The organism is Streptomyces lydicus (assembly GCF_001729485.1).
Lineage (GTDB): Bacteria > Actinomycetota > Actinomycetes > Streptomycetales > Streptomycetaceae > Streptomyces > Streptomyces lydicus_D.
In genome coordinates this window covers 1,406,927-1,432,874 of record NZ_CP017157.1, presented here as the reverse complement: position 1 = coordinate 1,432,874, position 25,948 = coordinate 1,406,927, and the positions used below count along the sequence as shown (strand labels likewise).

Annotated in this window: 21 protein-coding genes and 2 tRNA genes; 6 read left to right on the top strand and 17 right to left on the bottom strand. The window is 70.0% G+C overall.

Annotated elements, in window-relative coordinates; genetic code table 11:
• Nucleotides 1-5 precede the first annotated feature (5 nt).
• Nucleotides 6-1,634 (bottom strand): CYTH and CHAD domain-containing protein, encoded by a 1,629-nt coding sequence (locus SL103_RS06075; protein ID WP_069567732.1) that lies wholly within the window; start codon nucleotides 1,632-1,634, stop codon nucleotides 6-8.
• A gap of 183 nt (nucleotides 1,635-1,817) precedes the next feature.
• Here SL103_RS06075 and SL103_RS06070 point away from each other — a divergent pair, with 183 nt between their 5' ends.
• On the top strand, nucleotides 1,818-2,294 hold the full coding sequence (locus tag SL103_RS06070; RefSeq protein WP_069567731.1) for an ATP-binding protein: 477 nt from the start codon (nucleotides 1,818-1,820) through the stop codon (nucleotides 2,292-2,294).
• A 7-nt stretch (nucleotides 2,295-2,301) separates the two neighbouring features.
• Here the strand turns inward: SL103_RS06070 and SL103_RS06065 are convergent, their stop codons facing one another.
• From SL103_RS06065 to SL103_RS06025, 9 genes are all read right to left on the bottom strand, one after another.
• A complete protein-coding gene (locus SL103_RS06065) occupies nucleotides 2,302-3,483 on the bottom strand; it encodes an FtsW/RodA/SpoVE family cell cycle protein (protein ID WP_244304144.1) in 1,182 nt (393 codons plus the stop codon).
• 29 nt (nucleotides 3,484-3,512) lie between these two features.
• Nucleotides 3,513-5,657 (bottom strand): penicillin-binding protein 2, encoded by a 2,145-nt coding sequence (mrdA, locus tag SL103_RS06060; RefSeq protein WP_069573460.1) that lies wholly within the window; start codon nucleotides 5,655-5,657, stop codon nucleotides 3,513-3,515.
• A 75-nt stretch (nucleotides 5,658-5,732) separates the two neighbouring features.
• Nucleotides 5,733-6,452, bottom strand: coding sequence for a rod shape-determining protein MreD (gene mreD, locus SL103_RS06055; RefSeq protein ID WP_069567729.1), 720 nt, complete (start codon nucleotides 6,450-6,452; stop codon nucleotides 5,733-5,735).
• A 3-nt stretch (nucleotides 6,453-6,455) separates the two neighbouring features.
• Nucleotides 6,456-7,388 carry a rod shape-determining protein MreC gene (gene mreC, locus SL103_RS06050; protein ID WP_069567728.1) on the bottom strand — a complete coding sequence of 311 codons (933 nt, stop codon included), beginning with the start codon at nucleotides 7,386-7,388 and terminating at the stop codon, nucleotides 6,456-6,458.
• A 288-nt stretch (nucleotides 7,389-7,676) separates the two neighbouring features.
• Nucleotides 7,677-8,696 (bottom strand): rod shape-determining protein, encoded by a 1,020-nt coding sequence (locus tag SL103_RS06045; RefSeq protein WP_003985182.1) that lies wholly within the window; start codon nucleotides 8,694-8,696, stop codon nucleotides 7,677-7,679.
• A 294-nt stretch (nucleotides 8,697-8,990) separates the two neighbouring features.
• A complete protein-coding gene (gene ndk, locus SL103_RS06040) occupies nucleotides 8,991-9,404 on the bottom strand; it encodes a nucleoside-diphosphate kinase (RefSeq protein WP_069567727.1) in 414 nt (137 codons plus the stop codon).
• A 160-nt stretch (nucleotides 9,405-9,564) separates the two neighbouring features.
• The gene (locus SL103_RS06035) at nucleotides 9,565-9,909 is read right to left on the bottom strand and encodes a DUF4233 domain-containing protein (protein ID WP_069567726.1); all 345 of its coding nucleotides are present in this window, start codon (nucleotides 9,907-9,909) and stop codon (nucleotides 9,565-9,567) included.
• 2 nt (nucleotides 9,910-9,911) lie between these two features.
• Entirely contained in the window at nucleotides 9,912-11,372 is a 1,461-nt protein-coding gene (folC, locus tag SL103_RS06030) for a bifunctional tetrahydrofolate synthase/dihydrofolate synthase (RefSeq protein ID WP_397735856.1), read from the bottom strand.
• A gap of 166 nt (nucleotides 11,373-11,538) precedes the next feature.
• The gene (locus SL103_RS06025; protein WP_069573459.1) at nucleotides 11,539-12,987 is read right to left on the bottom strand and encodes a peptidoglycan D,D-transpeptidase FtsI family protein; all 1,449 of its coding nucleotides are present in this window, start codon (nucleotides 12,985-12,987) and stop codon (nucleotides 11,539-11,541) included.
• Nucleotides 12,988-13,254: 267 nt separating this feature from the next.
• Here SL103_RS06025 and SL103_RS06020 point away from each other — a divergent pair, with 267 nt between their 5' ends.
• Nucleotides 13,255-14,430, top strand: coding sequence for a hypothetical protein (locus tag SL103_RS06020; protein ID WP_069567724.1), 1,176 nt, complete (start codon nucleotides 13,255-13,257; stop codon nucleotides 14,428-14,430).
• Here the strand turns inward: SL103_RS06020 and SL103_RS06015 are convergent.
• Nucleotides 14,396-17,044, bottom strand: coding sequence for a valine--tRNA ligase (locus SL103_RS06015; RefSeq protein ID WP_069573457.1), 2,649 nt, complete (start codon nucleotides 17,042-17,044; stop codon nucleotides 14,396-14,398). The genes SL103_RS06020 and SL103_RS06015 overlap by 35 nt on opposite strands.
• A 164-nt stretch (nucleotides 17,045-17,208) precedes the next feature.
• Here SL103_RS06015 and SL103_RS06010 point away from each other — a divergent pair, with 164 nt between their 5' ends.
• Nucleotides 17,209-18,153 (top strand): hypothetical protein, encoded by a 945-nt coding sequence (locus tag SL103_RS06010; RefSeq protein WP_069567723.1) that lies wholly within the window; start codon nucleotides 17,209-17,211, stop codon nucleotides 18,151-18,153.
• Between the two features lie 128 nt (nucleotides 18,154-18,281).
• Here the strand turns inward: SL103_RS06010 and clpX are convergent, their stop codons facing one another.
• From clpX to SL103_RS05985, 5 genes are all read right to left on the bottom strand, one after another.
• Nucleotides 18,282-19,565: an ATP-dependent Clp protease ATP-binding subunit ClpX gene (gene clpX / locus SL103_RS06005; RefSeq protein ID WP_069567722.1), complete on the bottom strand. Its 1,284-nt coding sequence runs from the start codon at nucleotides 19,563-19,565 to the stop codon at nucleotides 18,282-18,284.
• A gap of 169 nt (nucleotides 19,566-19,734) precedes the next feature.
• Nucleotides 19,735-20,412 carry an ATP-dependent Clp protease proteolytic subunit gene (locus SL103_RS06000; protein ID WP_208870023.1) on the bottom strand — a complete coding sequence of 226 codons (678 nt, stop codon included), beginning with the start codon at nucleotides 20,410-20,412 and terminating at the stop codon, nucleotides 19,735-19,737.
• Between the two features lie 65 nt (nucleotides 20,413-20,477).
• Nucleotides 20,478-21,080 carry an ATP-dependent Clp protease proteolytic subunit gene (locus SL103_RS05995; RefSeq protein ID WP_030283915.1) on the bottom strand — a complete coding sequence of 201 codons (603 nt, stop codon included), beginning with the start codon at nucleotides 21,078-21,080 and terminating at the stop codon, nucleotides 20,478-20,480.
• Nucleotides 21,081-21,377: 297 nt separating this feature from the next.
• Complete coding sequence (tig, locus tag SL103_RS05990; protein ID WP_069567721.1) at nucleotides 21,378-22,754, bottom strand: trigger factor; 1,377 nt, start codon at nucleotides 22,752-22,754, stop codon at nucleotides 21,378-21,380.
• Nucleotides 22,755-22,983: 229 nt separating this feature from the next.
• A tRNA-Pro gene (locus SL103_RS05985) sits at nucleotides 22,984-23,060 on the bottom strand.
• Nucleotides 23,061-23,241: 181 nt separating this feature from the next.
• On the opposite strand from SL103_RS05985, the gene SL103_RS05980 reads away from it, so the two are divergent.
• Nucleotides 23,242-23,312, top strand: a tRNA-Gly gene (locus tag SL103_RS05980).
• 129 nt (nucleotides 23,313-23,441) lie between these two features.
• Nucleotides 23,442-23,813, top strand: a complete 372-nt coding sequence (locus tag SL103_RS05975) for an arsenate reductase family protein (RefSeq protein WP_069567720.1) — start codon at nucleotides 23,442-23,444, stop codon at nucleotides 23,811-23,813.
• Between the two features lie 83 nt (nucleotides 23,814-23,896).
• Here SL103_RS05975 and SL103_RS05970 read toward each other — a convergent pair whose 3' ends face one another.
• A complete protein-coding gene (locus SL103_RS05970; RefSeq protein ID WP_069573455.1) occupies nucleotides 23,897-24,091 on the bottom strand; it encodes a hypothetical protein in 195 nt (64 codons plus the stop codon).
• Between the two features lie 618 nt (nucleotides 24,092-24,709).
• Here SL103_RS05970 and SL103_RS05965 point away from each other — a divergent pair.
• Entirely contained in the window at nucleotides 24,710-25,879 is a 1,170-nt protein-coding gene (locus tag SL103_RS05965) for an acyltransferase family protein (protein WP_069567719.1), read from the top strand.
• The last annotated feature ends 69 nt before the right edge of the window (nucleotides 25,880-25,948 follow it).

Here is a 25,948-nt window from a genome sequence, read left to right as displayed (position 1 = left end):
CGCCCTCACGGCCGGAGCGCCGCCCGGTACTTGCGCCGCGAAGCCTTCTTCCACACCCGCGGCAGCTCCCGCTCCCGCTCCGCGGCCCGGGCCTCCTCACGGCCGTACAGGAGCCCGAAGGTGAAACCGCCCTCGCCCGCCTGCTGCGCCTGGGTCGCCAGCTCCCGCAGGGCGTCGCGGGCCACCACGCTGTCCTGGTGGTCGCCGAGCAGCTGCTGCACCCGCTTGACGCGCTTGGCGAACTTCTTCGCGGGGCGGCCGAGCGCCGGGCGGGCCACCTCGGCCGCGTACCGCGTCCGCTTGGCGGCCTTGCGGGCGCGGTGCAGCGCCACGTCCCGGTCCCGGCCCGCGGGGGCGTCCAGCGCGGTCCGCACCCGGCGGGCGAGACGCCGGTAGTCCTTCAGCACGGCCCGGGCCGCGATCCCGGGCGCCGGCCGGCCGGCACCCGGGCGCAGCGGCGGGTCCTCCAGGAGGGCGTGCAGGGTCTTCAGGAGCGCGAGGTAGCGGTCGCCGTCCAGCGCGGCGAGCACCCGGTCCCGGGACACCACCCGGTGCCGCTCCGACCAGATGCGCAGCCGGGCGTCGACCGGGCCCAGCCGCAGGGTCCGGGGCACTTCGGCGACCGCGGTCAGCAGCCGGTCGGTCAGCACCTCGCGGTCCCGCTCCACGCCCAGCTCCGCCGCCAGCCACTTCAGTTCGCCGCCGACCGGTGCGGTCACCTCCCGGTCGAGGACCTTGGTGTACGAGCGGAACGCGCTGCGCAGCCGGCGGGTGGCGACGCGCATGCGGTGCACCGAGTCGGGGACGTCGCGGCGCACCGCGGGGTCGAGTTCGACGATCACCCGCAGCTGCTCCCGGACATAGTCCAGGACCAGGTCACCGGCGGCGCCCTTCCTGCCGGAGCGCTTCTTGGCCTTGCCGGAGCCCTTCCGTCCGGTGGCTCCGCCGCCCCTGTGCGGGGCCGCGGAGGCGGTGCGGTCCTCGGGGCGGGCGGGCCGCAGACCGGTCTCCGCCAGCGCCCTGGCCAGCTTCGACGGGGCGGACGCCGGGCGCACCCCGACCGCGGCCAGCGCCCGCTCGACGTCGTCCAGCAGACCCGGATCGCGCTCTCCCCCGCCGGTCAGCTCCACCTCGATCTCGCGCCAGCGCGCCTCGGTACGCCCGGCCGCACCGGCCGCACCGGGCTGCTCCGTCTCCGCCGCCGGCCACGCCCACACCTCGTCCACCGCGACCTCGGCGAGCGGCCCGCCCGCGGCGTCCCGCAGCTCCCGCACGGTCCGGCGGGTCCGCAGCCGTACGACGGGGACCAGGTCCCGGCCGAGCACCCGTGCGCGGACGAGCGACGTCAGCTCCGGGGGCGGGACGTCGGACAGCGGCGCCCGGATCTCCTCGCGCTCGCCGGGCCCGGCCGGCAGCTTCAGATGCCAGCCGGCATCCCGGCCGCCGGTACGTCGCCGCAAGGTGATGCCGGCCGCGGTCAGCCGCTGGTCGGGGGTGTCGTAGTAGAGGGCGTCCAGGTCCTCCACGCCCAGTTCCACCACGGCGGCGACCCGGTCGACGTCTGCCAGGTCGGGCAGCTCGGTGGCATTGTCGGCTTCGTATTTCCGCTCGATCTCCCGCACGGTGTCCGCCATGCATCGAATTTAGCCATCCCGCAGGGCGAGGACCACCCGCTCTGTCCGGGATCCGGAAGAGCGGGTGGCATTTGCCCGGGAAGGTGTCTTACGGTGTGTCACGGAACGCCCACCCAGAGTGGCGAACCGGCCGCGCGGCGTGGCCGTCGGCGCTGACTCGACCCTTCGGGGAGGGAGACATCCGTGCACCCGCAGACCGCATCCGTCGCCCGTAAGCCCATCTGTGTCGCGGCGGGCGCCCGCCCGTTCCTGCTGGCGGCGCCGAGCAGAGCGACCACCCCCAAAGCCGCCCGCGACTTCGTCCGGGCGGTGCTGCGGCGTACCCAGCTCGCCCCGCTGCTGGACACCGCCGTGCTGCTGACCTCGGAGGCGGTCACCAGCTCCCATCTGCGCACGCCCCGGTCGGCGGAGATCCTGCTGCGGATCCTGACGGCCGGGCACGGCGTGCGGATCAGCGTGCACGACGAGGCGCCCCTGCGGCTGCCCGCGCAGCTCCTGCCGTCGGCCGCGGGGGGCCCGTACACGGCGGTGGCCGGTGAGCCGGAGACCGATTACGGCCTGCTGCTCACCGGCCACCTCGCCGACGACTGGGGTACCACGTCCTTCGCGGGCCTGCCGCGCTCCACGTCGCTGTGGTTCGAGCTCCACGCGCCTCGCTGACGGCCCGTCAGCGGGATGCCGACAGCGGGCGTCCGACGCGGATCGACTGGAGCAGCCCGATGGCGATCCAGACCGCGAACATGGACGTGCCGCCGTAGGAGACGAACGGCAGCGGCAGGCCGGTCACCGGCATGATGCCGAGCGTCATGCCGATGTTCTCGAAGGACTGGAAGGCGAACCAGGCGATGATGCCGGCGGCCACGACCGTGCCGTACAGCTCGGTGGACTCGCGGGCGATCCGGCAGGCGCGCCACAGGACGACGCCGAGCAGCAGGATGATCAGTCCCGCGCCCAGGAAGCCCAGTTCCTCGCCGGCGACGGTGAAGATGAAGTCCGTCTGCTGCTCGGGGACGAACTGGCCGGTGGTCTGGCTGCCGTGAAAAAGGCCGGAACCGGTCAGCCCGCCGCCGCCGATCGCGATCCGGGCCTGGTTGGTGTTGTAGCCGACGCCGGCCGGGTCCAGGCTCGGGTTGGCGAACGCGGCGAAGCGGGCGATCTGGTAGGCGTCGAGCAGGCCGAGCTGCCAGATGGCGACGCAGCCGACGACGCCGGCGCCCCCCAGGCCGAGGATCCAGCGGTTGGACGCGCCGGAGGCGAGCAGGACGCCGAGGATGACGGCGCCGAGCACCATGACCGAGCCGAGGTCCGGCATCAGCATGATGACGAGGACCGGGACGGCGGCCAGACCGAGGGCTTGGACGACGGTGCGGTGGTCGGGGTGCGGGCGGTCCCCCGCGTCGACCCGGGACGCCAGGATCATCGCCATGCCGAGCGCAATGGTGATCTTGGCGAACTCGGCGGGCTGCAGCGAGAAGCCGCCGGGGATCGCCAGCCAGGACCGGGAGCCGTTGATGGTGGCGCCCAGCGGCGTCAGCACCAGCAGCGCGAGGACGACCGACAGGGCGTACAGGACCGGGACGGCGCCGCGCAGGGTGCGGTGGCCGAGCCAGATGGTGGCCCCGGCGAGCGCCATGCCGATGCCGAGGTTCAGCAGGTGGTGCAGGAAGAAGTAGTACTCGTCGCCCTTGTTCAGCTCGGTGCGGTTGCGGGTGGCGGAGAAGACCAGCAGGGAGCCGAGCAGCGACAGCAGCAGGCAGGACAGCAGCAGTATCCAGTCCAGCCTGCGCAGCACCGAGCCGCGGGCGGTCAGTTTGCCCCAGGTGCCGAGCTCGGGGGTGTAGCGCCGGATGGAGAACGCCCGGGAGGTACGACTGGTCGTCACTGTGGGCTCCCCGAGGGTGACGGCGACGGGAGGACGTACGGCTTGATGGGCTGGGCCTGGATCGTGCCGTCACCCTCGATCTTGGGGAGCGACGCCTGCGGCTTCGGCAGCAGGGCGGCCTTCGGGTTGATCGCGCCCTTCGGGTCGACGCCGTACAGGGCGTTGTAGATGTTGCGCACGGCCGGACCGGAGGCCCCGGAACCCGTACCACCCTGGGAGATCGTCATGACGATCGTGAAGTCCTTGGTGTACGTCGCGAACCACGAGGTCGTCTGCTTGCCGTAGACCTCGGCGGTACCCGTCTTGGCGTGCATCGGGATCTTGTCCTGCGGCCAGCCCTGGAAACGCCAGGCGGCGGTACCCCGGGTGGCGACGCCGGCCAGCGCCGAGTCGATCTGCTTGAGCGTGGTGGGGGTGTCCGGCAGCTTGCCGTGCGCCTTCGGCTTGATCATCTGGATGTGCTTGCCGTCGGGGCTGACGACGGCCTTGCCGACCGTCGGGTCGTGCAGCGTGCCGCCGTTGGCGAGCGCGGCGTAGATCGTCGCCATCTGGATCGGGGTGACGAGGGTGTCGCCCTGCCCGATGGCGTAGTTGATCGAGTCGTAGGCGTGCAGCTTCATGCCTTCGAGGCAGCCCTCGCGGGCGAGCTTGGTGCCGAAGTCCTTCTTCTTGGGCCACGCCTTGGCCTGTTCGCACCAGCCGGCCTTGTTGGCCATCCAGAAGTCGTGCTTCCACTTGCGGTCGGGGACCCGGCCCTTGACCTCGTTGGGGAGGTCGATGCCGGTCTCCTTGCCGAGGCCGAACTGGTGGGCGGTCTTGTAGAACCAGTCGTTGGCGTTCTTCTTGGGCTTGTCGCCGCCGTCCTTCTTCCACTCGTCGTGCGAGAGCCGGTAGAAGACGGTGTCGCAGGAGACCTCCAGCGCCCGGCCCAGGCTGATGTCGCCGTGGCCCTCGCCCTCGAAGTTCTTGAAGACCTGGCCGCCGATGCTGTACGAGCTGGTGCAGGGGTAGTGGCCGTCGAAGTCGTAGCCGGCGTTGATCGCGGCCGAGGTGGAGATGACCTTGAAGATCGAGCCGGGGGCGGCCTGTCCCTGGATGGCGCGGTTCAGCAGCGGGTAGTTGGAGTCCTTGCCGGTGAGGTGGGCGTAGTCCTTGCCGGAGATCCCGCCGACCCAGGCGTTCGGGTCGTAGCTCGGGTTGGAGGCCATCGCCACCACCCGGCCGGTCTTGGCCTCCATGACGACCACGGCGCCGGAGTCGGCCTTGTAGTTGGTGCCGGTGTTCCGGTCGTGGACCTTACGGGCGTCCTTCATGGCCTGGTCCAGCTGCTTTTCCGCTATCGCCTGCACACGGGCGTCGATGCTGGTCACCACGCTCGAACCGGCCTGGCCCTTGTCGCTCTTGGCCTGCCCGATGACCCGGCCGAGGTTGTCGACCTCGTAGCGGGTGACGGCCGCCTTGCCGCGCAGGTAGTCGTCGTACTGCCGCTCCAGACCGGACCGGCCGATCTGGTCCGAGCGCAGCAGCGGCGAGCGGGTGTTCTTGGCTTTGTTGATCTCCTCGTCGGTGACCGGGGAGAGGTAGCCGAGGACCTGGGCGGTGTTGGCGTTGCCGGGGGCGGCGTAGCGGCGTACCGCGGTGGGTTCGGCGCTGATGCCGGGGAAGTCCTCGGAGCGCTCCCGGATCTGCAGCGCCTGCTGGGTGGTGGCCTTGTCGGTGATCGGGATCGGCTGGTACGGCGAGCCGTTCCAGCAGGGCTGCGGGGTCTTGGAGTCGCAGAGCCGGACCTTGTTGCGGATGTCCTTCTCCGGCATGCCCAGGACCTTGGCGAGCCGGCCGAGCACGACCTTGCCGTCGTCCTTCATCTTCAGCAGGGCGGTGCGGCTCGCGGAGACGACCAGGCGGGTCTGGTTGTCGGCGAGCGGCACTCCGCGGGCGTCGAGGATGGAGCCGCGGGTGGCGGGGTCGACGACCTGCTGGACGTGGTTGTTCCGGGCCTCGTTGGCGTACTCCTGGCCGTTGCGGATCTGCAGGTACCAGAGGCGGCCGCCGAGGGTGAGCAGCAGCGAGAAGACCAGGATCTGGATCGCGATGAGCCGGACCGTGACACGGGACGTCCGGCTTTCGGAGAGGTTACTCATGGCCCGCAGCGCCTCCATGAGGTGTGGTGGTCGAGAGGGAGGTCCCCCCGGACGGGGTCCGGGCGAGGGAGGGCGTCACAGGCGCTTGACCCCCTTGATGCGGCCCACCTTGTCGCGGGCCGACTTGCCGAGCAGTCCGCCGCGCTGGCTGCCGATGCGCGCGCCGGTACGGACGGACTTCATGGCGCCGCGGCTGGCCTTGAGGCCGGTGCCGGTGGTGAGCCAGCCGTAGCCGGCGTCGCGGCTGCCCGAGGTGCCGCTCGGGCTGCCGGAGCCGTCACCGACCAGCGGCTCGTGGTCCGTTCTGCGGGCCACCGCCATCACCAGCGGTACGGCGAAGGGGGCCAGCAGCAGGTCGTAGAGGGTGGCGCTGAGCAGCAGTCCGACCAGGCCGACGTGGCGGGCGGCGGTGTCGCCGACGAGCGAGCCGACACCGGCGTACATCAGCGTCGAGCCGATGGCGGCACCGATGACGACCATCAGGGGCACGGTCGCCGAGCGGTGCTGGCCGGAGTCCGGCTTGGTCAGACCGGCGGCGTAGCCGATGACGCAGAGCACCAGGGCGTAGCGGCCGATGGCGTGGTCGGAGGGCGGGGCGACGTCGGCCAGCAGTCCGGCGAAGAAGCCGATGAGCGCGCCGGCGACGTGCCCGTAGACCAGCGCGAGTCCGAGGACGACGAGCAGCAGCAGGTCCGGTACGGCGCCGGGGAGTTGGAGGCGCGCGAGGACGGTGACCTGGATGACGAGGGCGACGACCACCAGCGGGGCCGAGAGCAGGATCCGGTTGATGCGCATCGGTCAGCTCCTGGGGGAGGCGCTCGCGGAGGGGGTGGCCGTGACGGTGACCGTCGGTGTCGGCTTGGGCTTCGCGGGGGCGGGCGGCAGGACGGTGTCGCGCGGGTCCTGGCGGGGCGGCTGGACGACGACGCCGACGATGTCGAGCTGGGAGAAGGAGACGAAGGGACGGACCTGGAGGGTGCGGGTCAGATCGCCGTTGGAGGGCTCGACCTTGACGACCCGGCCGACCGGGACGCCGGGCACGAACGGCTTGTCCCGGCTGGAGCCGAAGGTGACCAGCCGGTCGCCCTTCTTGACGGTGGCCCGGCCGTTGAGCAGCTGGACGCGCAGCGAGCGGACCCCCTGCCCGTTGGCGAAGCCGATCTCGTTGGTCTTCTCCATGCGGGTGCCGACGGTGAAGTCGGGGTCGGCGGCCAGCAGCACCGTGGAGGTCTCGGCGCCGACGGTGGTGACCCGGCCGACCAGGCCGTCGCCGTTGAGCACGGTCATGTCGCGGGCGATGCCGTCGCGGCTGCCGGCGTCGATGGTGATGGTCCAGGAGAAGCCCTGGGCCGAGCCGATGGCGATGACCTGGGCGCCCTTGATGGCGTACTGGCCGGTGCCGGCGGTCTTGAGGATCTTGTCGAGCTCGGCGGCGCGGCTGCGGTTGCGGTCGGAGGAGCCGAGCTTGGCCTTGAGCGCCTCGTTCTCGTGCTCCAGCTCGGCGATCCGGCTGTGCCGGTGGCCGGAGTCCCGTACGGCACCCACGGCGTTGCCGACCGGATCGACGACGCGGGCGACGCCGCGCTCCACGGGGCCGAAGGCGGAGGCGGCGGCTTGCCGGACGCCATCGAGCGGGGACTGTTCGCCGCCGCGGATATCGACCGTGATCAGCGCGAACGCGATCGCGACCAACAGCACCAGCAGCAGCCGGCTCTCTCGTGTGTCCCTCACGTGCGGCGGCCGTGTCCTTCCTCGTAGGACCGGCCGGCTGCGGGCCCCGCCGGTCTCGTTCGGGAGTTGAGCTTTGTGCCTTGCTGTGACGGTGCCGAGGGGTGAAACGTCAGCGCACCGTATCTGTCGGGATGTTGTGCCTGTATATCAACGATCCGCGTCAGCGATCCGTAGCGGAGGACGCGGGATCCGGCTCGCCGGTCCGCCGGGCGGACCGGCTGCTTCCGCCATGGTGCCCGACCGCCGCGGTCGTCGCATGACGGCCGCGGCGGTCGGGCCGGTGCTTCGTTACCTGCGCGGCTGCGAGTCGAGGACCTGCTGGAGGGCCTCGAACTCCTCGACGCACTTGCCGGAACCGAGCGCGACGGAGTCGAGCGGGTCCTCGGCGATGTGGATGGGCATGCCGGTCTCGCGGCGCAGCCGCTCGTCGAGGCCGCGGAGCAGGGCGCCGCCTCCGGTGAGCACGATGCCGCGGTCCATGACGTCGCCGGACAGCTCCGGCGGGCACTTGTCGAGGGTCGTCTTGACCGCGTCGACGATGGAGTTGACCGGCTCCTCGATCGCCTTGCGGACCTCGGCGGCCGAGATGACGACGGTCTTCGGCAGGCCGGAGACCAGGTCGCGGCCGCGGATCTCGGTGTGCTCGTCCTGTTCCAGGTCGTACGCCGAACCGATGGTGATCTTGATGCTCTCCGCGGTGCGCTCGCCCAGCAGAAGGCTGTACTCCTTCTTGATGTGCTGGATGATCGCGTTGTCCAGCTCGTCGCCGGCCACCCGGATGGACTGCGCGGTGACGATGCCGCCGAGCGAGATGACCGCGACCTCGGTCGTGCCGCCGCCGATGTCCACGACCATGTTGCCGGTGGCCTCGTGGACCGGCAGGCCGGAGCCGATCGCGGCGGCCATCGGCTCCTCGATGATGTGCACCTGGCGCGCGCCGGCCTGGGTCGACGCCTCGATGACGGCGCGGCGCTCAACTCCGGTGATGCCGGAGGGAACGCACACCACGACCCGCGGCCGCGCCAGATAGCGCCGCTTGTGGATCTTGAGGATGAAGTAGCGGAGCATCCGCTCGGTGATCTCGAAGTCGGCGATCACGCCGTCCTTCAGGGGCCGCACCGCGACGATGTTGCCGGGCGTGCGCCCGATCATCTTCTTCGCCTCGGCGCCCACCGCGAGGATGCCGCCGGTGTTGGTGTTGATGGCCACGACCGACGGCTCGTTGAGGACGATTCCGCGGCCCCTGACGTACACCAGCGTGTTGGCGGTCCCGAGGTCGACAGCCATGTCACGGCCGATGAACGACATGTTGTTCCCCATGAGGATACGTCTGGCCTTCCCAACTGGAGCGAATGCTTACTGGAGGTCGGCAGGAGGTGATGCGCTGTGAGGCGCGGAAGCCTCCATCGTAGTTCGTAGTGCGCCCACTCGAACACGTCGGGAGGCTGTTCCGCCATTGTCAGCCGTACACGCACCCGCCCCCCTCAATGGTGACGTCGTGTCGCGGTGATGCGTTCCCCCGATCGTGTTTCATACACCGAAGGGCGACCGTTGATTTTATCGGTCGCCCCTGGTCACGGGGGGTGTACAGCTGATGAAGAGTCAGGAAATGCCGGGAAAGAAAATCTTGATCTCGCGCTCGGCGGACTCTTCGGAATCCGATGCATGGATCAGATTCTCCCGGGTGATCGTTCCGAAGTCCCCACGAATGGACCCACTCGGTGCGGCAATCGGGTCAGTCGGACCGGCCAGCGTCCGTACCCCTTCGATCACCCGTTCGCCCTCGACGACCATGGCGACGACCGGGCCGGAGGACATGAAGGCGACCAGGGGCTCGTAGAAGGGCCGGCCGACGTGCTCGGCGTAGTGCTGCTCCAGGAGGGTCCGGTCGAGGGTGCGCAGCTCCATCGCGCTGATCGTCCAGCCGGCCTTGCGCTCCAGGCGGCCGATGATCTCGCCGATCAGGCCGCGCTGGACGGCGTCGGGCTTGAGGAGGACGAGGGTGCGCTGGCTCACGAAAGGACTCCCTGGATGTGAACGAGGGTCAGGCGGGTGCACTGAGGCTACAGGGGCGCTCCCACCAGCCCTTAACCCGCCCACCCCGGCGCCCGGCGGCCTCTCGGGCGGCGGATCCTGCCCGCCGCGGGCACCCGGCGCCGGGCCCGGCGAGGCCGGCTCAGCCCGCGGTGGACGCCTCGGCCGCCCAACGGGCCTTCGCCGCGTCGACCTTGCGGCCGTAGTGGACCGACGCCCACCACAGCGCGGCGAACACCGCCCCCAGGAAGAACATCGTCGGAAGGACGAGGCCGCTGGCGATCAGCGCGATCTGCAGCGCCCAGCCGAGCTGGACGCCGCCGGGGCGGGTGAGCATGCCGCACAGCACGATGCTCAGCAGCATCGCGACCCCGCTGACGGTCCAGATCGTGACCGCCGACAGGTCGGTCAGCTGCATCGCGACCAGGCCGGCGAAACCGATCACGAAGAATTCGCCTATCAGGGTGCTGGCGCACAGCATGCGCATGGTCAGCTCCTTCCCATGAGCAGCCGGGCCTCGCCGACCGTGATCACCGAACCGGTCACCAGCACACCCGCTCCGGAGAACTCGCCCTCTTCCTCCGCGAGGGTGATCGCCGCCTCCAGCGCGTCGTCGAGCCGCGGCTCGACCTGCACCCGCTCGGCGCCGAAGACCTCCACCGCGACCGCCGCCAGCTCGTCCGGGTCCATCGCACGATGGCTGGAATTACGCGTCACCACGACCTCGGCGAAGATCGGCTCGAACGCCTCCAGGAAGCCCCGGACGTCCTTGTCGGAGCTGGCCCCGACCACTCCCACCAGCCGGCTGAACCCGAACGCCTCGGTGACCGCCTCGGCCGCCGCCCGCGCGCCCGCGGGGTTGTGCGCCGCGTCCAGGACCACCGTCGGGCTGCGCCGGACGACCTCCATCCGGCCCGGGGAGGCGACCGCGGCGAACGCGGAGCGCAGGGTGTCGATGTCGAGCGTCCGCGCCTGGTCGGAGCCGACGCCGAAGAACGCCTCGACCGCGGCGAGCGCCACCGCGGCGTTGTGCGCCTGATGGGCGCCGTACAGCGGCAGGAAGATCTCCGGGTACTCGCCGCCCAGGCCGCGCAGCGTCAGCATCTGCCCGCCGACCGCGACCTCACGGGAGAGCACCCCGAACTCCATGCCTTCACGGGCGACCGTGGCGTCCACCTCGACCGCGCGCTTGAGCATCACCGACGCCGCGTCCACCGGCTGCTGGGCCAGCACGACCGTGGCGTCCTTCTTGATGATCCCGGACTTCTCACCGGCGATCTCCTCGGGCGTCTCGCCGAGCCGGTCGGTGTGGTCCAGCGAGATCGGGGTGATCACGGCGACGTCGCCGTCGATGACGTTCGTGGCGTCCCAGGTGCCGCCCATGCCGACCTCGACCACCGCGACGTCCACCGGGGCGTCCGCGAAGGCGGCGTACGCCATCGCCGTCAGCACCTCGAAGAACGACAGGCGGTACTCCTGCTGGGTGTCGACCATCTCCACGTACGGGGCGATGTCCCGGTAGGTCTCGATGAAGCGCTCGGCGGAGATCGGGCTGCCGTCCAGGCTGATGCGCTCGGTGACGGACTGGACGTGCGGGCTGGTGTACCGGCCGGTGCGCAGGTCGAAGGCGCCCAGCAGGGCCTCGATCATGCGGGCGGTGCTGGTCTTGCCGTTCGTACCGGTGATGTGGATGGACGGGTACGCCCGCTGGGGCGAGCCGAGGATGTCCAGCAGCGCCACGATGCGCTTGACCGACGGGTCGAGCTTGGTCTCGCCCCAGCGGCCGGCCAGCTCCTCCTCGACGGCGCGCAGCGCGCGGTCGACCTCGGGATCGGCCGGCCGGGCGGGCACCGGGTCCCCTTGCGGCGGTCCTGCCTGGGCGCGCAGCGTCCGGCTGCCCGCCTCGATCACCGCGAGGTCTGGGTCGCGCTCGGTCTCGGCCTCGACCATGTCGTCGAAGGCGTCGGTCGGGTCGGGGTCGTCGTTTCGGGGGCGCTCGCTCACGACGACAAGTCTACGAGGCACCACTGACAGCGGTGCGCTGCCTTGCCCACCGAGGCCGACCGGCGCCCGCCGACGCCCGCCGCGCCGGTGGGCGCCCGGAAGCGACCCCCCGCTAGCCCAGCGCCGCCCGCATCATCTCCCGGGCCACCGGGGCCGCCAGCCCGCCGCCGGAGATCTCGCTGCGGGCCGCGTGGCCGTCCTCGACCATGACGGCCACCGCGACCTGGTGCCCGCCGGCGTTCTGCGCGTAGGAGACGAACCAGGCGTAGGGCGTACCGCTGTTGTCGACGCCGTGCTGGGCGGTACCGGTCTTGCCGCCGACCGTCAGTCCGTCGATCTTCGCGTTGGACCCGGTGCCCTTGTCCACGACCGTCTGCATCGCCGACCGCAGCTGCGCGGCGGTCCGGCCCGACATCGTCCGCCCGTACGTCGACGGGCCGTTCTGCTGGACGGTGTTGCCGCCCCCGTCGGTCAGCTTGTCGACCAGCTGCGGGTTCTTCAGCTCGCCGCCGTTCGCGATGGCCGCCGCGACCATCGCCATCTGCAGCGGGGTCGCCTGGTCGTTGAACTGGCCGATCCCGGACAGCGCGGTCTGCGCCTGGTCCATGTCCGAGGGGTAGAGGCTCTTGCCGGCCCGTACCGGGGTGTCCACCTTGCCGTCGTTGAAGCCGAACTTCTCGGCCTGCGCCTTCACCTTGTCCTTGCCCAGGTCGACGGCCATCTTCGCGAAGACGGTGTTGCAGGAGTACTGGAGCGCGGTGCGGATGGTGGCGTTCTTGCAGGGCGCGGAGGCGCTCTCGTTCTTCAGCGTGGTGCGGGTGTGCGGCAGGGTGTACGGGTCGGGGCTGTCGGTGCGCTCGTCCACCGAGGAGTACAGCCCGTTCTCCAGCGCGGCCGCGGCGACCACCAGCTTGAAGGTCGACCCGGGCGGCAGCGGCTGCCGCAGCGCCCGGTTGATCTCGGGGCTGTCCGGGTCGTCGGACATCTTCTTCCACGCCTTCTGGTCGGCCGTGGAGGACCCGGCGAACTTCCCGGGGTCGTACGACGGGGTGCTGACCATGCCCAGGATCCGACCGGTGCCCGGGTCCATGGCGACGGCCGCCCCCTTCTTGTCGCCCAGCGCCCGGTAGCCGGCCTTCTGCACCTTGGCGTCCAGAGTGGTGGCCACGTCCCCGCCCTTGGCCCGGGTGCGGGTCAGGGCGTCGGCGGGGCTCTGCAGCCGGCTGTCGGAGCCGTCCAGGAGGGGGCCGTAGAGGCTCTCCAGCTGGTTGCTGCCGAAGATCTGCGAGGTGAAACCCGTCACCGGCGCGTAGAGCGGCCCGTCCTTGTACGTCCGCTTGTACTTGAGCGTGGAGGAGGTGGCCGCGGAGCCGGTGACCGGCTCCCCGTCGACGAGGATGTTGCCCAGCGGGGCCGCGTACTTGCCGATCGTCACCCGCGGGTTGTGCGAGTCCTGCTTGAAGTCAGTAGCCTTTGCGCCCTGGATCCAGGTGGCCCAGCCCATGAGCGCCAATATCAGGGCGAGGCAGAAGACCGAGACCCGTCGCAGTGGCTTGTTCATGGGGCGCGGCTCCTCGGTACGGGACGTGCGGTGCTGCCGGAAGTCCGGCATTCCGGTCCAACGGTGCCCCGGCTACATGAGAGCGCCATGAGAACGGCCTTAATCGGCCGAAGCGGCCGGCGCGGACAACTTTCCGCCGTCCGTTGCCCTCTTTCACGGCGGGCTGTGCGTACCCGGAGGTCACCGACAGCGGTGCGCCCCGGCGCCGCCAGTGGACGCGAAAGGGAAGGCAGGAGCTGAAGACCGGTGCCGGCAATAAGTCAGCGGATGCATTTGGTGCTGCTCAGCGCCTGGACCGTGCTGTGGTTCGCGGTCGTCGAACCGCACGGCGGGTTCTCCTGGCACTACCTGCGCACCGGTGGCGAGCTGATCTACCAGGGCCCCGCCGGTGACGGCACCGGCGGCCTGAACCTCTACGCACACCACCCCGAGCTCCAGATGGGCCCGCTCAGCTTCCTGACCGCCGGCCTGTTCAACCCCTTCCCCGAGGCCACCGGGCAGTTCCTCGCCGCGGCCCTGATGTCGCTGCTCGGCCTGGTCATCCTGGTGCTGGCGGGCCGCAGCGCCGCCCACTACTTCCTGGGCACCGGCACCAACCACCAGCGGCTCCGGCAGCGCGTGCTGATCGCCGGGCTGGCCTTCATCCCCATGTGGATCGAGGTCGCGGTCCGCTTCGGGCACCTCGACGACGTCCTCGCCCTGTTCTTCACCGCCCTCGCGGTGCGCGCCGTCACCCGCGGCAACGCCGCCCACACCGGTGTCTTCCTGGCCCTCGCCATGGATTCCAAGCCCACCGCGCTGGCCTTCCTCCCCCTGCTGCTCGCGCTCCCCCGGGAGAAGTGGCTGCGGGCCGGGCTGTGGTGCGCGGGCCTGGTGACCGTCGCCTGGCTGCCGTTCTTCCTCGGCGACCCGCAGTCCTTCGCCGCCGCCAAGTTCGCCATCCCGAACCATCCGGCGTCCGCGCTGCGCTGGCTCGGCGTCGGCGACCCGGAGACCCCCGGCTGGGACCGCCCGGCCCAGGCCGCGCTGGGCCTCGCGCTGGGCTCCATAGCCGTCTGGCGCGGCCGCTGGGCGGCGGTGGTGCTGCTCGGCGCCAACGCCCGGATCGTGCTCGACCCCAGCGTCTACACCTACTACACGGCGTCGGTGCTGCTGGGCACCCTGCTGTGGGACGTCATCGGCCAGCGCCGCCTGGTGCCCTGGTGGAGCTGGCTGGCGGTGCTCATCCTCTACGGCAGCGTCTTCGCCGTCCCCGACGACTCCGCCCGCGGTCTGATCCGGCTGGCGTTCGTCGCCGTCTCGACGGCCTACGTCCTGCTGTGGCCGGTCCGCGAACGGGGGCAGCGGGGCCGGGGACGCCGCAGGCCCCCCGCCCGGACGGACGAGGGGCCTGCGGCGGACAGCGGTGCTACGCCGTGGGCAGGGCCGCCAGCTGCGCGGTGATCCGGACGATGTCCGCCTCCGCGGTCTCCAGCCGGCCGCGGATCTTGTCCTTGACCTGCTCCGGCGCCTTGGCGAGGAACGCCTCGTTGCCGAGCTTGGCGGTGGCCTGCGCCTTCTCCTTCTCAGCGGCCGCCAGGTCCTTCGCCAGCCGCTTGCGCTCCGCCGCCACGTCGATCGCGCCGGACAGGTCCAGGGCGACCGTGGCGCCCGCGACCGGCAGCGAAGCGGTGGCGCTGAAGTCGTCACCGGCCGGCTGCAGCCGCAGCAGCGAGCGCATCGCGGCCTCGTGCGCCGCCAGCGCCGTACCGGACAGCTCCAGCCGCGCCGGGACCTTCTGGCCGGGCTGCAGCCCCTGGTCGGAGCGGAAGCGGCGGACCTCGGTGACGACCTGCTGGACGGTCTCGATCTCGCGCTCCGCGGCCGCGTCCCGGAAGCCGCCCGGGGCGTCGGCCCCGGCGACGAGGACGGCCTTCGGCCACTCGGCGACGACGACCGACTCGCGGCCGGTCAGCGTCGTCCACAGGGTCTCCGTCACGAACGGCATGACCGGGTGCAGCAGCCGCAGCGTGACGTCCAGGACCTCGCCCAGGACCCGGCGGGAGGCGTCGGCGGCCGGGCCGCCCGCCATGAACGTGGTCTTGGACAGCTCCACGTACCAGTCGAAGACCTCGTCCCAGGCGAAGTGGAAGAGGGTGTCCGACAGCTTCGCGAACTGGTAGTCGTCGTAGTACGCGTCGACCTCGGCGACGACCGCGTTCAGCCGGGACAGGATCCACCGGTCGGTGGCCGACAGCTGCTCGGCGGACGGCAGGTCACCCTCCACCGTCGCGCCGTTCATCAGCGCGAAGCGGGTGGCGTTCCAGATCTTGTTGGCGAAGTTGCGGGACCCCTGGACCCAGTCCTCACCGATCGGGACGTCGACACCCGGGTTGGCGCCGCGGGCGAGCGTGAAGCGGACGGCGTCCGAGCCGTACGCATCCATCCAGTCGAGCGGATTGACCGCATTCCCGAAGGACTTGGACATCTTCTTGCCGAACTGGTCACGGACCATGCCGTGCAGCGCGATGGTGTGGAACGGCGGGGTGCCGTCCATGGCGTACAGCCCGAACATCATCATCCGGGCGACCCAGAAGAACAGGATGTCGTAGCCGGTGACCAGGACGGAGTTCGGATAGAACTTCTCGACGCTCGGCGTCTGCTCGGGCCAGCCGAGCGTGGAAAACGGCCACAGGCCCGACGAGAACCACGTGTCGAGGACGTCGGTGTCCTGGTGCCAGCCCTCGCCGGTGGGAGCCTCGTCCTCGGGTCCGACGCAGACGACCTCGCCGTTCGGCCCGTACCAGACCGGAATGCGGTGGCCCCACCACAGCTGGCGGGAGATGCACCAGTCGTGGAGGTTGTCGACCCAGCCGAAGTACCGGGACTCCATCTCCTTGGGGTGGATCTTGACCTTGCCCTCGCGGACCGCGTCACCGGCGGACTTCGCCAGCGGGCCGACCTTGACCCACCACTGCATCGACAGCCGCGGCTCGATGGTGGTCTTGCAGCGGGAGCAGTGCCCGACGGAGTGGGTGTACGGGCGCTTCTCGGCGACGATCCGGCCCTCGGCGCGCAGCGCGCCGACGATCGCGGAACGGGCCTCGAAGCGGTCCAGCCCCTGGAACGGGCCGTGCGCGGTGATCACGCCACGCTCGTCGAGGACGGCGAGGCTGGGCAGGTCGTGGCGCCGTCCGATCTCGAAGTCGTTGGGGTCGTGGGCGGGCGTGACCTTGACGGCGCCGGTGCCGAACGCGGGGTCGACGTGCTCGTCCGCGACGACCGGGATGCGGCGGCCGGTCAGCGGCAACTCGATCTCGGTGCCGATGAGATGGGCGTAGCGCTCGTCGTCGGGGTGGACGGCGACGGCGGTGTCACCGAGCATCGTCTCGGCACGGGTCGTCGCGACGACGATGGACGCCTCGCCCTCGCCGTAACGGATCGAGACCAGCTCGCCGTCGTCGTCCTGGTACTCGACCTCGATGTCCGAGATGGCGGTCAGACAGCGCGGGCACCAGTTGATGATGCGCTCGGCGCGGTAGATCAGCTCGTCGTCGTAGAGCCGCTTGAAGATCGTCTGGACGGCCTTGGACAGTCCCTCGTCCATCGTGAAGCGCTCACGGGACCAGGCGACGCCGTCGCCCAGCCGCCGCATCTGGCCGGAGATCTGCCCGCCGGACTCGTTCTTCCACTGCCAGACGCGCTCGACGAACGCCTCGCGCCCCAGGTCGTGCCGGGAGACGCCCTCCTTGGCGAGCTCGCGCTCGACGACGTTCTGGGTGGCGATGCCGGCGTGGTCCATGCCCGGCTGCCACAGCGTCTCGTAACCCTGCATCCGCTTACGGCGGGTGAGCGCGTCGATCAGCGTGTGCTCGAAGGCGTGCCCCAGGTGGAGGCTGCCGGTGACGTTCGGCGGCGGAATGACGACGGTGTACGGCGGCTTGTCGCTCTTCTCGTCCGCCTCGAAGTAACCCCGCTCTACCCAGCGCTCGTACAGCGGCCCCTCTACATCGGCCGGCGTGTACTGAGTCGGCAGTTCGGGGGCGCTGTGGTTGCTCTGCTGAGTGTTCTCGGTCACGACGGACAGTGTACGGGCGCGCATGTAGCAGCTTCGAATCGGTTTCGCCCCCGGAGCACCGGCTGTCAGCGACGTCATACAGGATGTCGGCAGCGCATCACCATCACGAAGAACTTCACACGCAGAACTTCAACTGTTTTCAGTTGTCACGAGGGGAACGCTCCATGAGCTTCAACCAGCCGCCTCCCGGCCCGTACGGGCAGCAGCCCCAGCAGCCCGGCCCGTACGGCCAGCCGCAGCCGCCGGCTCCCCAGCCCGGTTACGGCTACCCGCAGCAGGGCGGCCAGGTACCTCCGCAGCAGGGCTACGGCTACCCCCAGGGTGCCCCGCAGGCCCCCCAGGGCTACGGCTACCCGCAGCAGCCCGGCTACGGCCAGCAGTCCCCTTACGCCGGCCAGCAGACCCCTTACGGCGTCATCCCCCAGGGCCCCCCGGAGAGCGGCGGCAACGGCAAGAAGATCGGCCTGATCGTCGGCGCGGTCGCGGTCGTCGCCGCCATCGGCGTCGGCGCGTACTTCGTCTTCGGCTCGGGCGGCGACGTGAAGCCCTACACGATCTCGCTGCCGGACAAGCTGCTGGGCAACGAGTACACCAAGGCCCCTGGCAAGGCCGCCGGCAAGGCGCCGGAGGACTTCTCCAGCGACAAGGAACTCCGCGCCATGGGCATCACGGACGGCAAGTTCGTGCAGGCCGGGTACACCAACGACAGCAAGCTGATCCTCGGTGTGGCGGGCATCTACGGCAAGGTGAACGACCCCGACACCGCCGTGGACCAGCTGTTCGCGAAGCTCGACGAGAACCAGCAGAAGTCCGCGTCGGGCGCGAAGATCGAGACCGTCACGCCCGAGACCAAGTTCTCGCCGAGCGACTTCGACGGCTCCGTGATGAAGTGCAAGACGCAGAAGGCCACCGTCTCGATGGGCGGCGTCAGCGCGTCCCAGCAGGTCTCCATCTGCGTCTGGGGCGACAGCAGCGCGATCGGCATCGTGCAGTCAATGCCGTCCCCGCCGTCGGCCTCCGGTGGCGTCCCGAGCGGCGAGCCGCTCACCGCCGAGCAGCTCTCGGAGAAGACCGCCAAGATCCGCAACGAGGTCCGCAAGGAGAAGTAGCCGCCCCCGTGCGCCGTTTGTGGGGGACGGCGGCACGGGCCCGGAAGGGCAGCGCCCGTCACGACACGAAGCCGCCCGGCAGCATCTCGGCTGCCGGGCGGCTCTCGTGTGTCCGGGGCGGGCGCGGGTTACGCGCTCTTCTCCTGAGGTTCGCCCGAGTCGCCGCGGGTGCGGGGCACCAGGGTCGGGTTCACGTTGGAGTGGACGACGTCCTCGGTGATGACGACGCGGGCGACGTCCTTGCGGGACGGGATCTCGTACATCACCGCCTGGAGGACCTCCTCCATGATCGCGCGCAGACCGCGGGCGCCGGTGCCGCGCAGGATCGCCTGGTCGGCGATGGCCTCCAGGGCCGGGCGGTCGAAGTCCAGCTCCACGCCGTCGAGTTCGAAGAGCCGCTTGTACTGCTTGACCAGCGCGTTGCGCGGCTCGACGAGGATCTGGAGCAGCGCCTCGCGGTCGAGGTTGTGGACCGAGGTGAGGACGGGGAGGCGGCCGATGAACTCCGGGATCATCCCGAACTTCACCAGGTCCTCGGGCATGACGTCCTGCAGTTGGTCCTTGGACTCGATCTCGCGCTTGGAGCGGATCGTGGCGCCGAACCCGATGCCCTTGGCACCCGAGCGGGCCTCGATGATCTTCTCCAGGCCGGCGAAGGCACCGCCGACGATGAAGAGGACGTTGGTGGTGTCGATCTGGATGAATTCCTGGTGCGGGTGCTTGCGGCCGCCCTGCGGCGGGACCGAAGCGGTGGTGCCCTCCAGGATCTTCAGCAGCGCCTGCTGGACGCCCTCGCCGGAGACATCGCGGGTGATCGACGGGTTTTCGCTCTTCCGGGCGACCTTGTCGATCTCGTCGATGTAGATGATGCCGGTCTCGGCCTTCTTGATGTCGAAGTCCGCGGCCTGGATCAGCTTGAGGAGGATGTTCTCGACGTCCTCGCCGACGTAGCCGGCCTCCGTCAGCGCCGTGGCGTCGGCGAAGGCGAACGGGACGTTGAGCATCCGGGCGAGGGTCTGCGCGAGCAGGGTCTTGCCGGAGCCGGTGGGGCCGAGCAGCAGGATGTTGGACTTGGCGAGCTCGATGCCGTCATCGCCGCGGCCGGGGCCGTTCTCGCCCGCCTGCACCCGCTTGTAGTGGTTGTAGACGGCGACCGACAGCGCCTTCTTGGCGGGGTCCTGGCCGACGACGTAGCCGTTCAGGAACTCGTAGATCTCCCGCGGCTTCGGGAGCTCCTCCCACCGCACCTCGGAGGTCTCGGCGAGCTCCTCCTCGATGATTTCGTTGCAGAGGTCGATGCACTCGTCGCAGATGTACACACCAGGTCCCGCGATGAGCTTCTTCACCTGCTTCTGGCTCTTCCCACAGAATGAGCACTTGAGCAGGTCGCCGCCGTCACCGATGCGTGCCACGAGGTGCTTCCCCTTCGCCTGGGATCCGCATTGCTCCGCGGACCCGGGTGCTTGCCTATCGACGGTACCTTGCCGGGCCCCCCGTACGGGCCCCCCTTGGACCGACTCGGTTCACTCGATCCCGAACCGGTCCAAGGAGGCAACGCTCCGGCTCATTTTGCGAAGACCGCTATCCGATCGAGACGGACGACTTGCGCGTCGAGACGATCTGGTCGACCAGACCGTACGCCAGGGACTCCTCGGCGGTCAGAATCTTGTCACGCTCGATGTCATCACGGATCTTCTCGATCGGCGTGGAGGAGTGCTTGGCCAGCAGGTCCTCCAGCTGCGTCCGCATCCGCAGGATCTCGTTGGCGGCGATCTCCAGGTCGGAGACCTGACCACGACCGGTCTCGCTGTACGGCTGGTGGATCAGCACCCGCGCGTTCGGCAGCGCCATCCGCTTGCCGGGGGTGCCGGCCGCGAGCAGCACGGCCGCGGCGGAGGCCGCCTGGCCCATGCAGACCGTCTGAATGTCGGGCTTCACGAACTGCATCGTGTCGTAGATGGCCGTCAGCGCGGTGAAGGAGCCGCCGGGGCTGTTGATGTAGATCGAGATGTCGCGGTCCGGGTCCATCGACTCCAGGCACAGCAGCTGCGCCATGACGTCGTTGGCCGAGGCGTCGTCGATCTGCACGCCGAGGAAGATCACGCGCTCCTCGAAGAGCTTCGCGTACGGGTCGTACTCACGCACGCCCTGCGAGGTGCGCTCGACGAAGCGCGGGACGATGTAGCGGGCCTCGGCCCGGGGGCCGGAAAACTCGGACTCCGGGTGCTGGTAGAGGCCGCTGCCGGGGAAGTTGTTCATCGTGGTGTTCACCGTCCTGGTGGCGATCAAGTGGGCTGGGGTGGCTGGGGCGAGTGCTGCGGGGCTCAGGCCCCGGTGCCGCCCCCGCCCGGAACGCCGGCGGCGGAGGTCATCACGTCGTCGATGAGGCCGTACTCCTTGGCCTCGTCCGCGGAGAACCAGCGGTCGCGGTCCGAGTCCTGGGTGATCCGCTCGACGGTCTGGCCGGTGTGGAAGGCCGTCAGCTCCGCCATCCGCTTCTTGGTGTGCAGCAGCCGCTCGGCGTGGATCTTGATGTCCGACGCGGAACCGGCCAGGCCCGCGGAGGGCTGGTGGATGAGGATCTCGGCGTTCGGCAGCGCGAAGCGCTTGCCCGGGGTACCGGCGCTCAGCAGGAACTGGCCCATCGAGGCGGCGAGGCCCATCGCGATCGTCACCACGTCGTTCTTGATGTACTGCATGGTGTCGTAGATCGCCAAGCCGGCCGAGATCGAGCCGCCCGGGGAGTTGATGTAGAGGAAGATGTCCTTGTCCGGGTCCGCGGCGAGGAGAAGCAGCTGCGCGGTGATCTTGTTGGCGATGTCGTCGTCGACCGGCTGGCCGAGGAAGATGATCCGCTCGCCGAGCAGCCGGTTGTAGACCTGGTCGCCGAGGCCACCGAAGGTCGGCTCAGCGGCGGCGGAAGGCATCGGGATCGTCACGTGTCCACCTGCTCGTTGTCGGACGGCCCAGGGCCGTCTCAGCGTCGTCTTCTGGGGCGCGGGGATCGGGCGCCGTATGTCGCCCCGGCGCGGTTTCAGGGACTCCCCTGCCCTCGTATCTACGGACCCTAACGCGCAGGTCGGACAACGCCATCCCGCATTGTCAACTGTTCGCTGTGAGCGCAGGCTCACCGGTCCGTTACGACACACGGGCCCGAACACGCGGACGTGCGTGTTCGGGCCCGTGCTCAGTCGTGCTGCGCGGGGCGCGAGGCGGCCGGGGCCTTACGCCTCGGGCTTCTCCTCGCCCTCGGCCTCGGCGACGACGGCCTCGGCGACCTCGGTCTCGTCCTCGTCGTCGAGGTCGACGACCTCGCCGTTGGAGTCCTTGACCGTGGCGGCCTCGACGACGACCGCGAGGGCCTTGCCGCGGGCGACCTCACCGACGAGCATCGGCACCTGGCCGCCCTCGACGACGGCCTGGGCGAACTGGTCGGGGGACATGCCGGAGGACTGCGCGCGGCGCATGAGGTGCTCGGTGAGCTCCTCCTGGCTGACGTTCAGCTTCTCCTTGTTGACCAGCTCGTCGAGGATGAACTGGGTCTTGATGCCCTTCTCGGCCTGCTCCTTGGTCTCGGCGTCGAACTCTTCCTCGCTCTTGCCCTGGATCTCCAGGTACTTCGCGAGGTCGAGACCCATCTGGCCGAGCTGGTGGTGCTCCAGGTTGTGCTTGCGGGTCTGGACCTCGTCCGCGAGCAGCTTCTCCGGCATCGGCACCTCGACGAGCTTGAGCAGCTCGTCCAGGACCTTCTCCTGCGCCTGGGTGGCCTGGTCGTACTTCTTCATCTGCTCGAGGCGCTTGCGGCTGTCCGCCCGGAGCTCCTCGAGGGTGTCGAACTCGCTGGCCAGCTGCGCGAAGTCGTCGTCCAGCTCGGGGAGTTCACGCGACTTGACCTCGGTGACCTCGACCTTGACCTCGGCCTCCTTGCCCTCGGCGGAGCCGCCCTTGAGCTCGGAGGTGAAGGTGGCGCTGCCGCCGGCCTCCAGGCCCGTGACCGCCTCGTCGATGCCGTCGAGCAGCTCGCCGGAGCCGACGGTGTACGTGACGCCCTCGGCGACACCGTCCTCCAGGACCTCGCCGTCGACCTTGGCCTCGAGGTTCACGGTCAGCACGTCGCCGTCCTGCACGGCGCGCTCGACCGGGCTGGTCGTGGCGAAGCGCTCACGCAGCTGCTCGACGGACTTGTCGATGTCCTCTTCCGACACCTCGACGGCGTCGACCTCGACCTCGATGCCGGAGTAGTCCGGGATCTCCAGGGCGGGGCGGATGTCGACCTCGGCGCTGAAGGCCAGCAGCTCGCCGTCCTTCAGCTCGGTGATGTCGACATCGGGCTGGCCGAGGACGTTCAGCTCAGCCTCGTTGACCGCCTCGGTGTAGAACTTCGGGAGCGCGTCGTTGACGGCCTCCTCCAGCACGGCACCGCGGCCGAACCGCTGGTCGATGACGCGGGCCGGGATCTTGCCCTGGCGGAAGCCCTTCACCGTGACCTGCTGGTTGATCTTCTTGTACGCCGCGTCGAGGCTGGGCTTGAGCTCCTCGAAGGGCACCTCGACAGTGAGCCGAACCCGAGTCGGGTTCAGGGTCTCCACGGCGCTCTTCACGGTTCGGTCTCCTTGGGGCTGACTTCTGGGGTTCTGCTTGAGATCTACCAGGTACCCGGCTGATCCGGGCCCGGCCGATCGCGCCCGGTACACAGACACACGGACACGCAGCTTGCATAGTAACCGCAAGGAGGATGACGCCGACAACGTGATCTTGCACGCCCGCCGCGCGGGCGGGTGACCTGGTGGGCCGGCGCTGCGCCCGGTCGCTGTCGCCGGGCTGATCTGCTGGTCGGGGTGGCCGGATTCGAACCGACGACCTTCCGCTCCCAAAGCGGACGCGCTACCAAGCTGCGCCACACCCCGTCGGTGCGACACGTAGGGTACATGGCCGCGGACAGAAGGGCCGCCAGTTATCGGGGACGCACCGGCGGCGACGGCGGCTGCGGCACCGCACGCGCGCCGCGTCCGGGAACGGGGTGTGCGGCGCACGGCTGCGACCCGCTAGGATGCACTGCGTGCCGAGGTCTCGCGACCTGTGGCGCTCGCGGGCGTAGCTCAATGGTAGAGCCCTAGTCTTCCAAACTAGCTACGCGGGTTCGATTCCCGTCGCCCGCTCAATGGGAAAGCCCCGGACCGGACGGTCCGGGGCTTTTCGCGTTCCGGGGACACGGGGTCGAGCGCGCGGACCGGCGGTGGCGCGCACGCCTCTTCGCCTCGCGCGCGCGGTTGCATAGGGTGGCCGACATGGAGATCTGGCTCAATCCCGCGTGCTCGAAGTGCCGTTCCGCCGTCGAGATCCTCGACGGGGCGGGCGCCGCGTACACGGTCCGCACGTACCTGGAGGACCCGCCGACCGCCGGCGAGCTGCGCGACGTGCTGGCCCGGCTGGGTCTGGAGCCGTGGGACATCACCCGGACCCAGGAGGCCGAGGCCGGGGAGCTGGGGCTCGGGGAATGGGAGCGCACCGACGCCGCGCGTGAGCGGTGGATCGCGGCGCTGGCGGCGCACCCGAAGCTGATCCAGCGGCCGATCATCACCGCGGACGACGGCTCGGCGCTGGTGGGGCGCACCGAGGAAGCCGTACGCGAGGCGCTGACGCGGACCGGGGGCGAGTGACCTCGGACGGCGGTGCCGGGCACGGCCGTCCCTCGGGCGGCACCCGGCCGGGGGCCCGGCGGACCACCTAGGGGATGTCTCCCCTAGAACGTGATGTGGTTGATGGTGTCCGCCAGGGAGTTCAGGAATCTGTTGATCGACGGCGCCATGCCCGTGGAGGCGAGGAAGAAGCCGAACAGTATGGCGACGATCGCCGGGCCTGCCTTGATCGACTTACCCCTGATCAACACGATCAGGATGATCCCCAACAGCAGCACAACTGACAGCGATAGAGCCACACTGATCACACCCTTGGTCGGAACGCCTCACCGGCCCGGGAGCATGCTGCGCACACCCCCCGGCACCCATCGTGCCACCAACTCCATGCCCACTGCAGGCCGGTGACGAATCATCGGCCAACGCTTTGCCCGATTCCGGCCTCTGCGGGCCGTGGGGCGGGGGTGGGCGGCGGTGCGGCGCGGCGGGCGTTCGCGGGGTGTCGGCGGGGTGTGCGCCGGACCCCTGGGCGCCGGCCGAGGCGGATCCGGGTGCCGGAATTCACACGCCGGGCGGCAGACCCGCAATGGGGGGGCGATCATTCCGATCATTTCCCTCCCCTCCTTCCCCCGGGTAATTCACTTATTCGTGGCGTCCGTCACGGCTTTACGGAGCCGCACGAAAGTGACCGTCACCACGGGGACAGAACACCCGAGAAGCGGACATTCCGTCTGCGTCGTTCGCTGGGGATATCATCCGTTTTGGGAGTATGAAGTGCGGCAAATGGGACGGATGATGGAGGAGGGGGCGCTGTCTATCGGCGGTTTTAGGGGGGCGTAATCCGGCGTGCCGCACGGGGAAATGGCGAATGGCCCGGATGCGGTTTTACGGCCTCCCCGAGCGCCGCTATCGTGCCTCCAATGTTTCCCGCTGCCCCCACACCTCGACGCGAGCTGCCCCCTGCCCGGGAAGCAGCGGGTACGGACCGGACGGAGCCCTCGGGGCAGCCACCCGGTGTGCCGCAGCAAGCCTCGGGGCCCGCACCGAAGGCCGGGGGCCGCGACGCCTTCTTCGACAACGCGAAGTACCTGGCCATCGTGCTGGTGGCGATGGGTCACTCGTGGGAGCCGCTGACCGACGGCAGCCGGGCGGCCGAAGCGCTCTACATGACCGTGTACACCTTCCACATGCCGGCCTTCATCATCATTTCCGGCTACTTCTCGCGCAGCTTCGACATGCGCAGGGACCGGCTGCAGCGGCTGATCACCGGCGTGGTGGTGCCCTACGTGCTCTTCGAGACCGCGTACGCGTTCTTCAAGCGCTGGGCGGACGACGATCCCGGCCACCCCATCAGCCTGCTCGACCCGTGGTTCCTGACGTGGTTCCTGGTGGCGCTGTTCATCTGGCGGCTCACCACCCCGTTGTGGAAGATCGTCCGCTGGCCCCTTCCGCTCGCGGTGCTCATCGCCGTCCTCGCCTCCGTGTCACCCGACATCGGCGACGACCTCGACCTCCAGCGGGTGCTGCAGTTCCTGCCGTTCTTCGTGCTGGGGCTGTTGCTGCGGCCGGAGCACTTCCGGCTGGTGCAGCGCCGGGCGGTGCGGATCGCGTCGGTGCCGATCTTCGCCTGCGCACTGGTGATGGCTTACTGGGCGGCGCCCCGGATGAGCTCGGCGTGGTTCTACCACCGGGACAGCGCACAGGAGTTGGGCACCACCTGGTGGGCCGGCGCGGCGATGACCCTCGCCCTCTTCGGCTGCTCGCTCGTGCTCGTGGCGTGCTTCTACGCCTGGGTGCCGACGCGGCGCACGTGGTTCACGGTGCTGGGCGCCGGCACGCTGTACGGCTACCTGCTGCACGGCTTCCTGGCGAAGGGCTCGCGCTTCTGGGGCTGGTTCGACGACTACGCCTGGCTGCACACCCCGCTCGGCGAGATCGCGGTCACGCTGATCGCGGCGGTCGTGGTCACGGCGCTGTGCACCCCGCCGGTCCGCCGGGTCTTCCGCTTCGCGATGGAGCCCACCATGGCGTGGGCCTTCCGCAAGGATCCGGCCGAGGTGCCCCGGTCCCGTGAGGGCGCCGCCGCCTGAGAGCGCCCGGCCGGCCGCGGCGCAAGGCCGTGCGGGGGTTCTCACCCGTCCGGATGATCTTTGTGCCGG

Excerpts from the sequence above, each read along its gene's own strand:
- SL103_RS06045 (WP_003985182.1), bottom strand. The coding sequence starts at position 8,696 with ATGTCGTTCATCGGCCGTGACATGGCTGTCGACCTCGGGACCGCCAAC.
- SL103_RS05975 (WP_069567720.1), top strand. The coding sequence starts at position 23,442 with ATGGAGATCTGGCTCAATCCCGCGTGCTCGAAGTGCCGTTCCGCCGTC.
- SL103_RS06000 (WP_208870023.1), bottom strand. The coding sequence starts at position 20,412 with ATGAACAACTTCCCCGGCAGCGGCCTCTACCAGCACCCGGAGTCCGAG.
- SL103_RS06020 (WP_069567724.1), top strand. The coding sequence starts at position 13,255 with ATGCATTTGGTGCTGCTCAGCGCCTGGACCGTGCTGTGGTTCGCGGTC.
- mrdA (WP_069573460.1), bottom strand. The coding sequence starts at position 5,657 with ATGAGTAACCTCTCCGAAAGCCGGACGTCCCGTGTCACGGTCCGGCTC.
- SL103_RS06025 (WP_069573459.1), bottom strand. The coding sequence starts at position 12,987 with ATGAACAAGCCACTGCGACGGGTCTCGGTCTTCTGCCTCGCCCTGATA.
- SL103_RS05965 (WP_069567719.1), top strand. The coding sequence starts at position 24,710 with ATGTTTCCCGCTGCCCCCACACCTCGACGCGAGCTGCCCCCTGCCCGG.
- SL103_RS05995 (WP_030283915.1), bottom strand. The coding sequence starts at position 21,080 with ATGCCTTCCGCCGCCGCTGAGCCGACCTTCGGTGGCCTCGGCGACCAG.
- folC (WP_397735856.1), bottom strand. The coding sequence starts at position 11,372 with ATGGTCGAGGCCGAGACCGAGCGCGACCCAGACCTCGCGGTGATCGAG.
- SL103_RS06010 (WP_069567723.1), top strand. The coding sequence starts at position 17,209 with ATGAGCTTCAACCAGCCGCCTCCCGGCCCGTACGGGCAGCAGCCCCAG.
- mreD (WP_069567729.1), bottom strand. The coding sequence starts at position 6,452 with ATGCGCATCAACCGGATCCTGCTCTCGGCCCCGCTGGTGGTCGTCGCC.
- SL103_RS06035 (WP_069567726.1), bottom strand. The coding sequence starts at position 9,909 with ATGCGCATGCTGTGCGCCAGCACCCTGATAGGCGAATTCTTCGTGATC.
- SL103_RS06075 (WP_069567732.1), bottom strand. The coding sequence starts at position 1,634 with ATGGCGGACACCGTGCGGGAGATCGAGCGGAAATACGAAGCCGACAAT.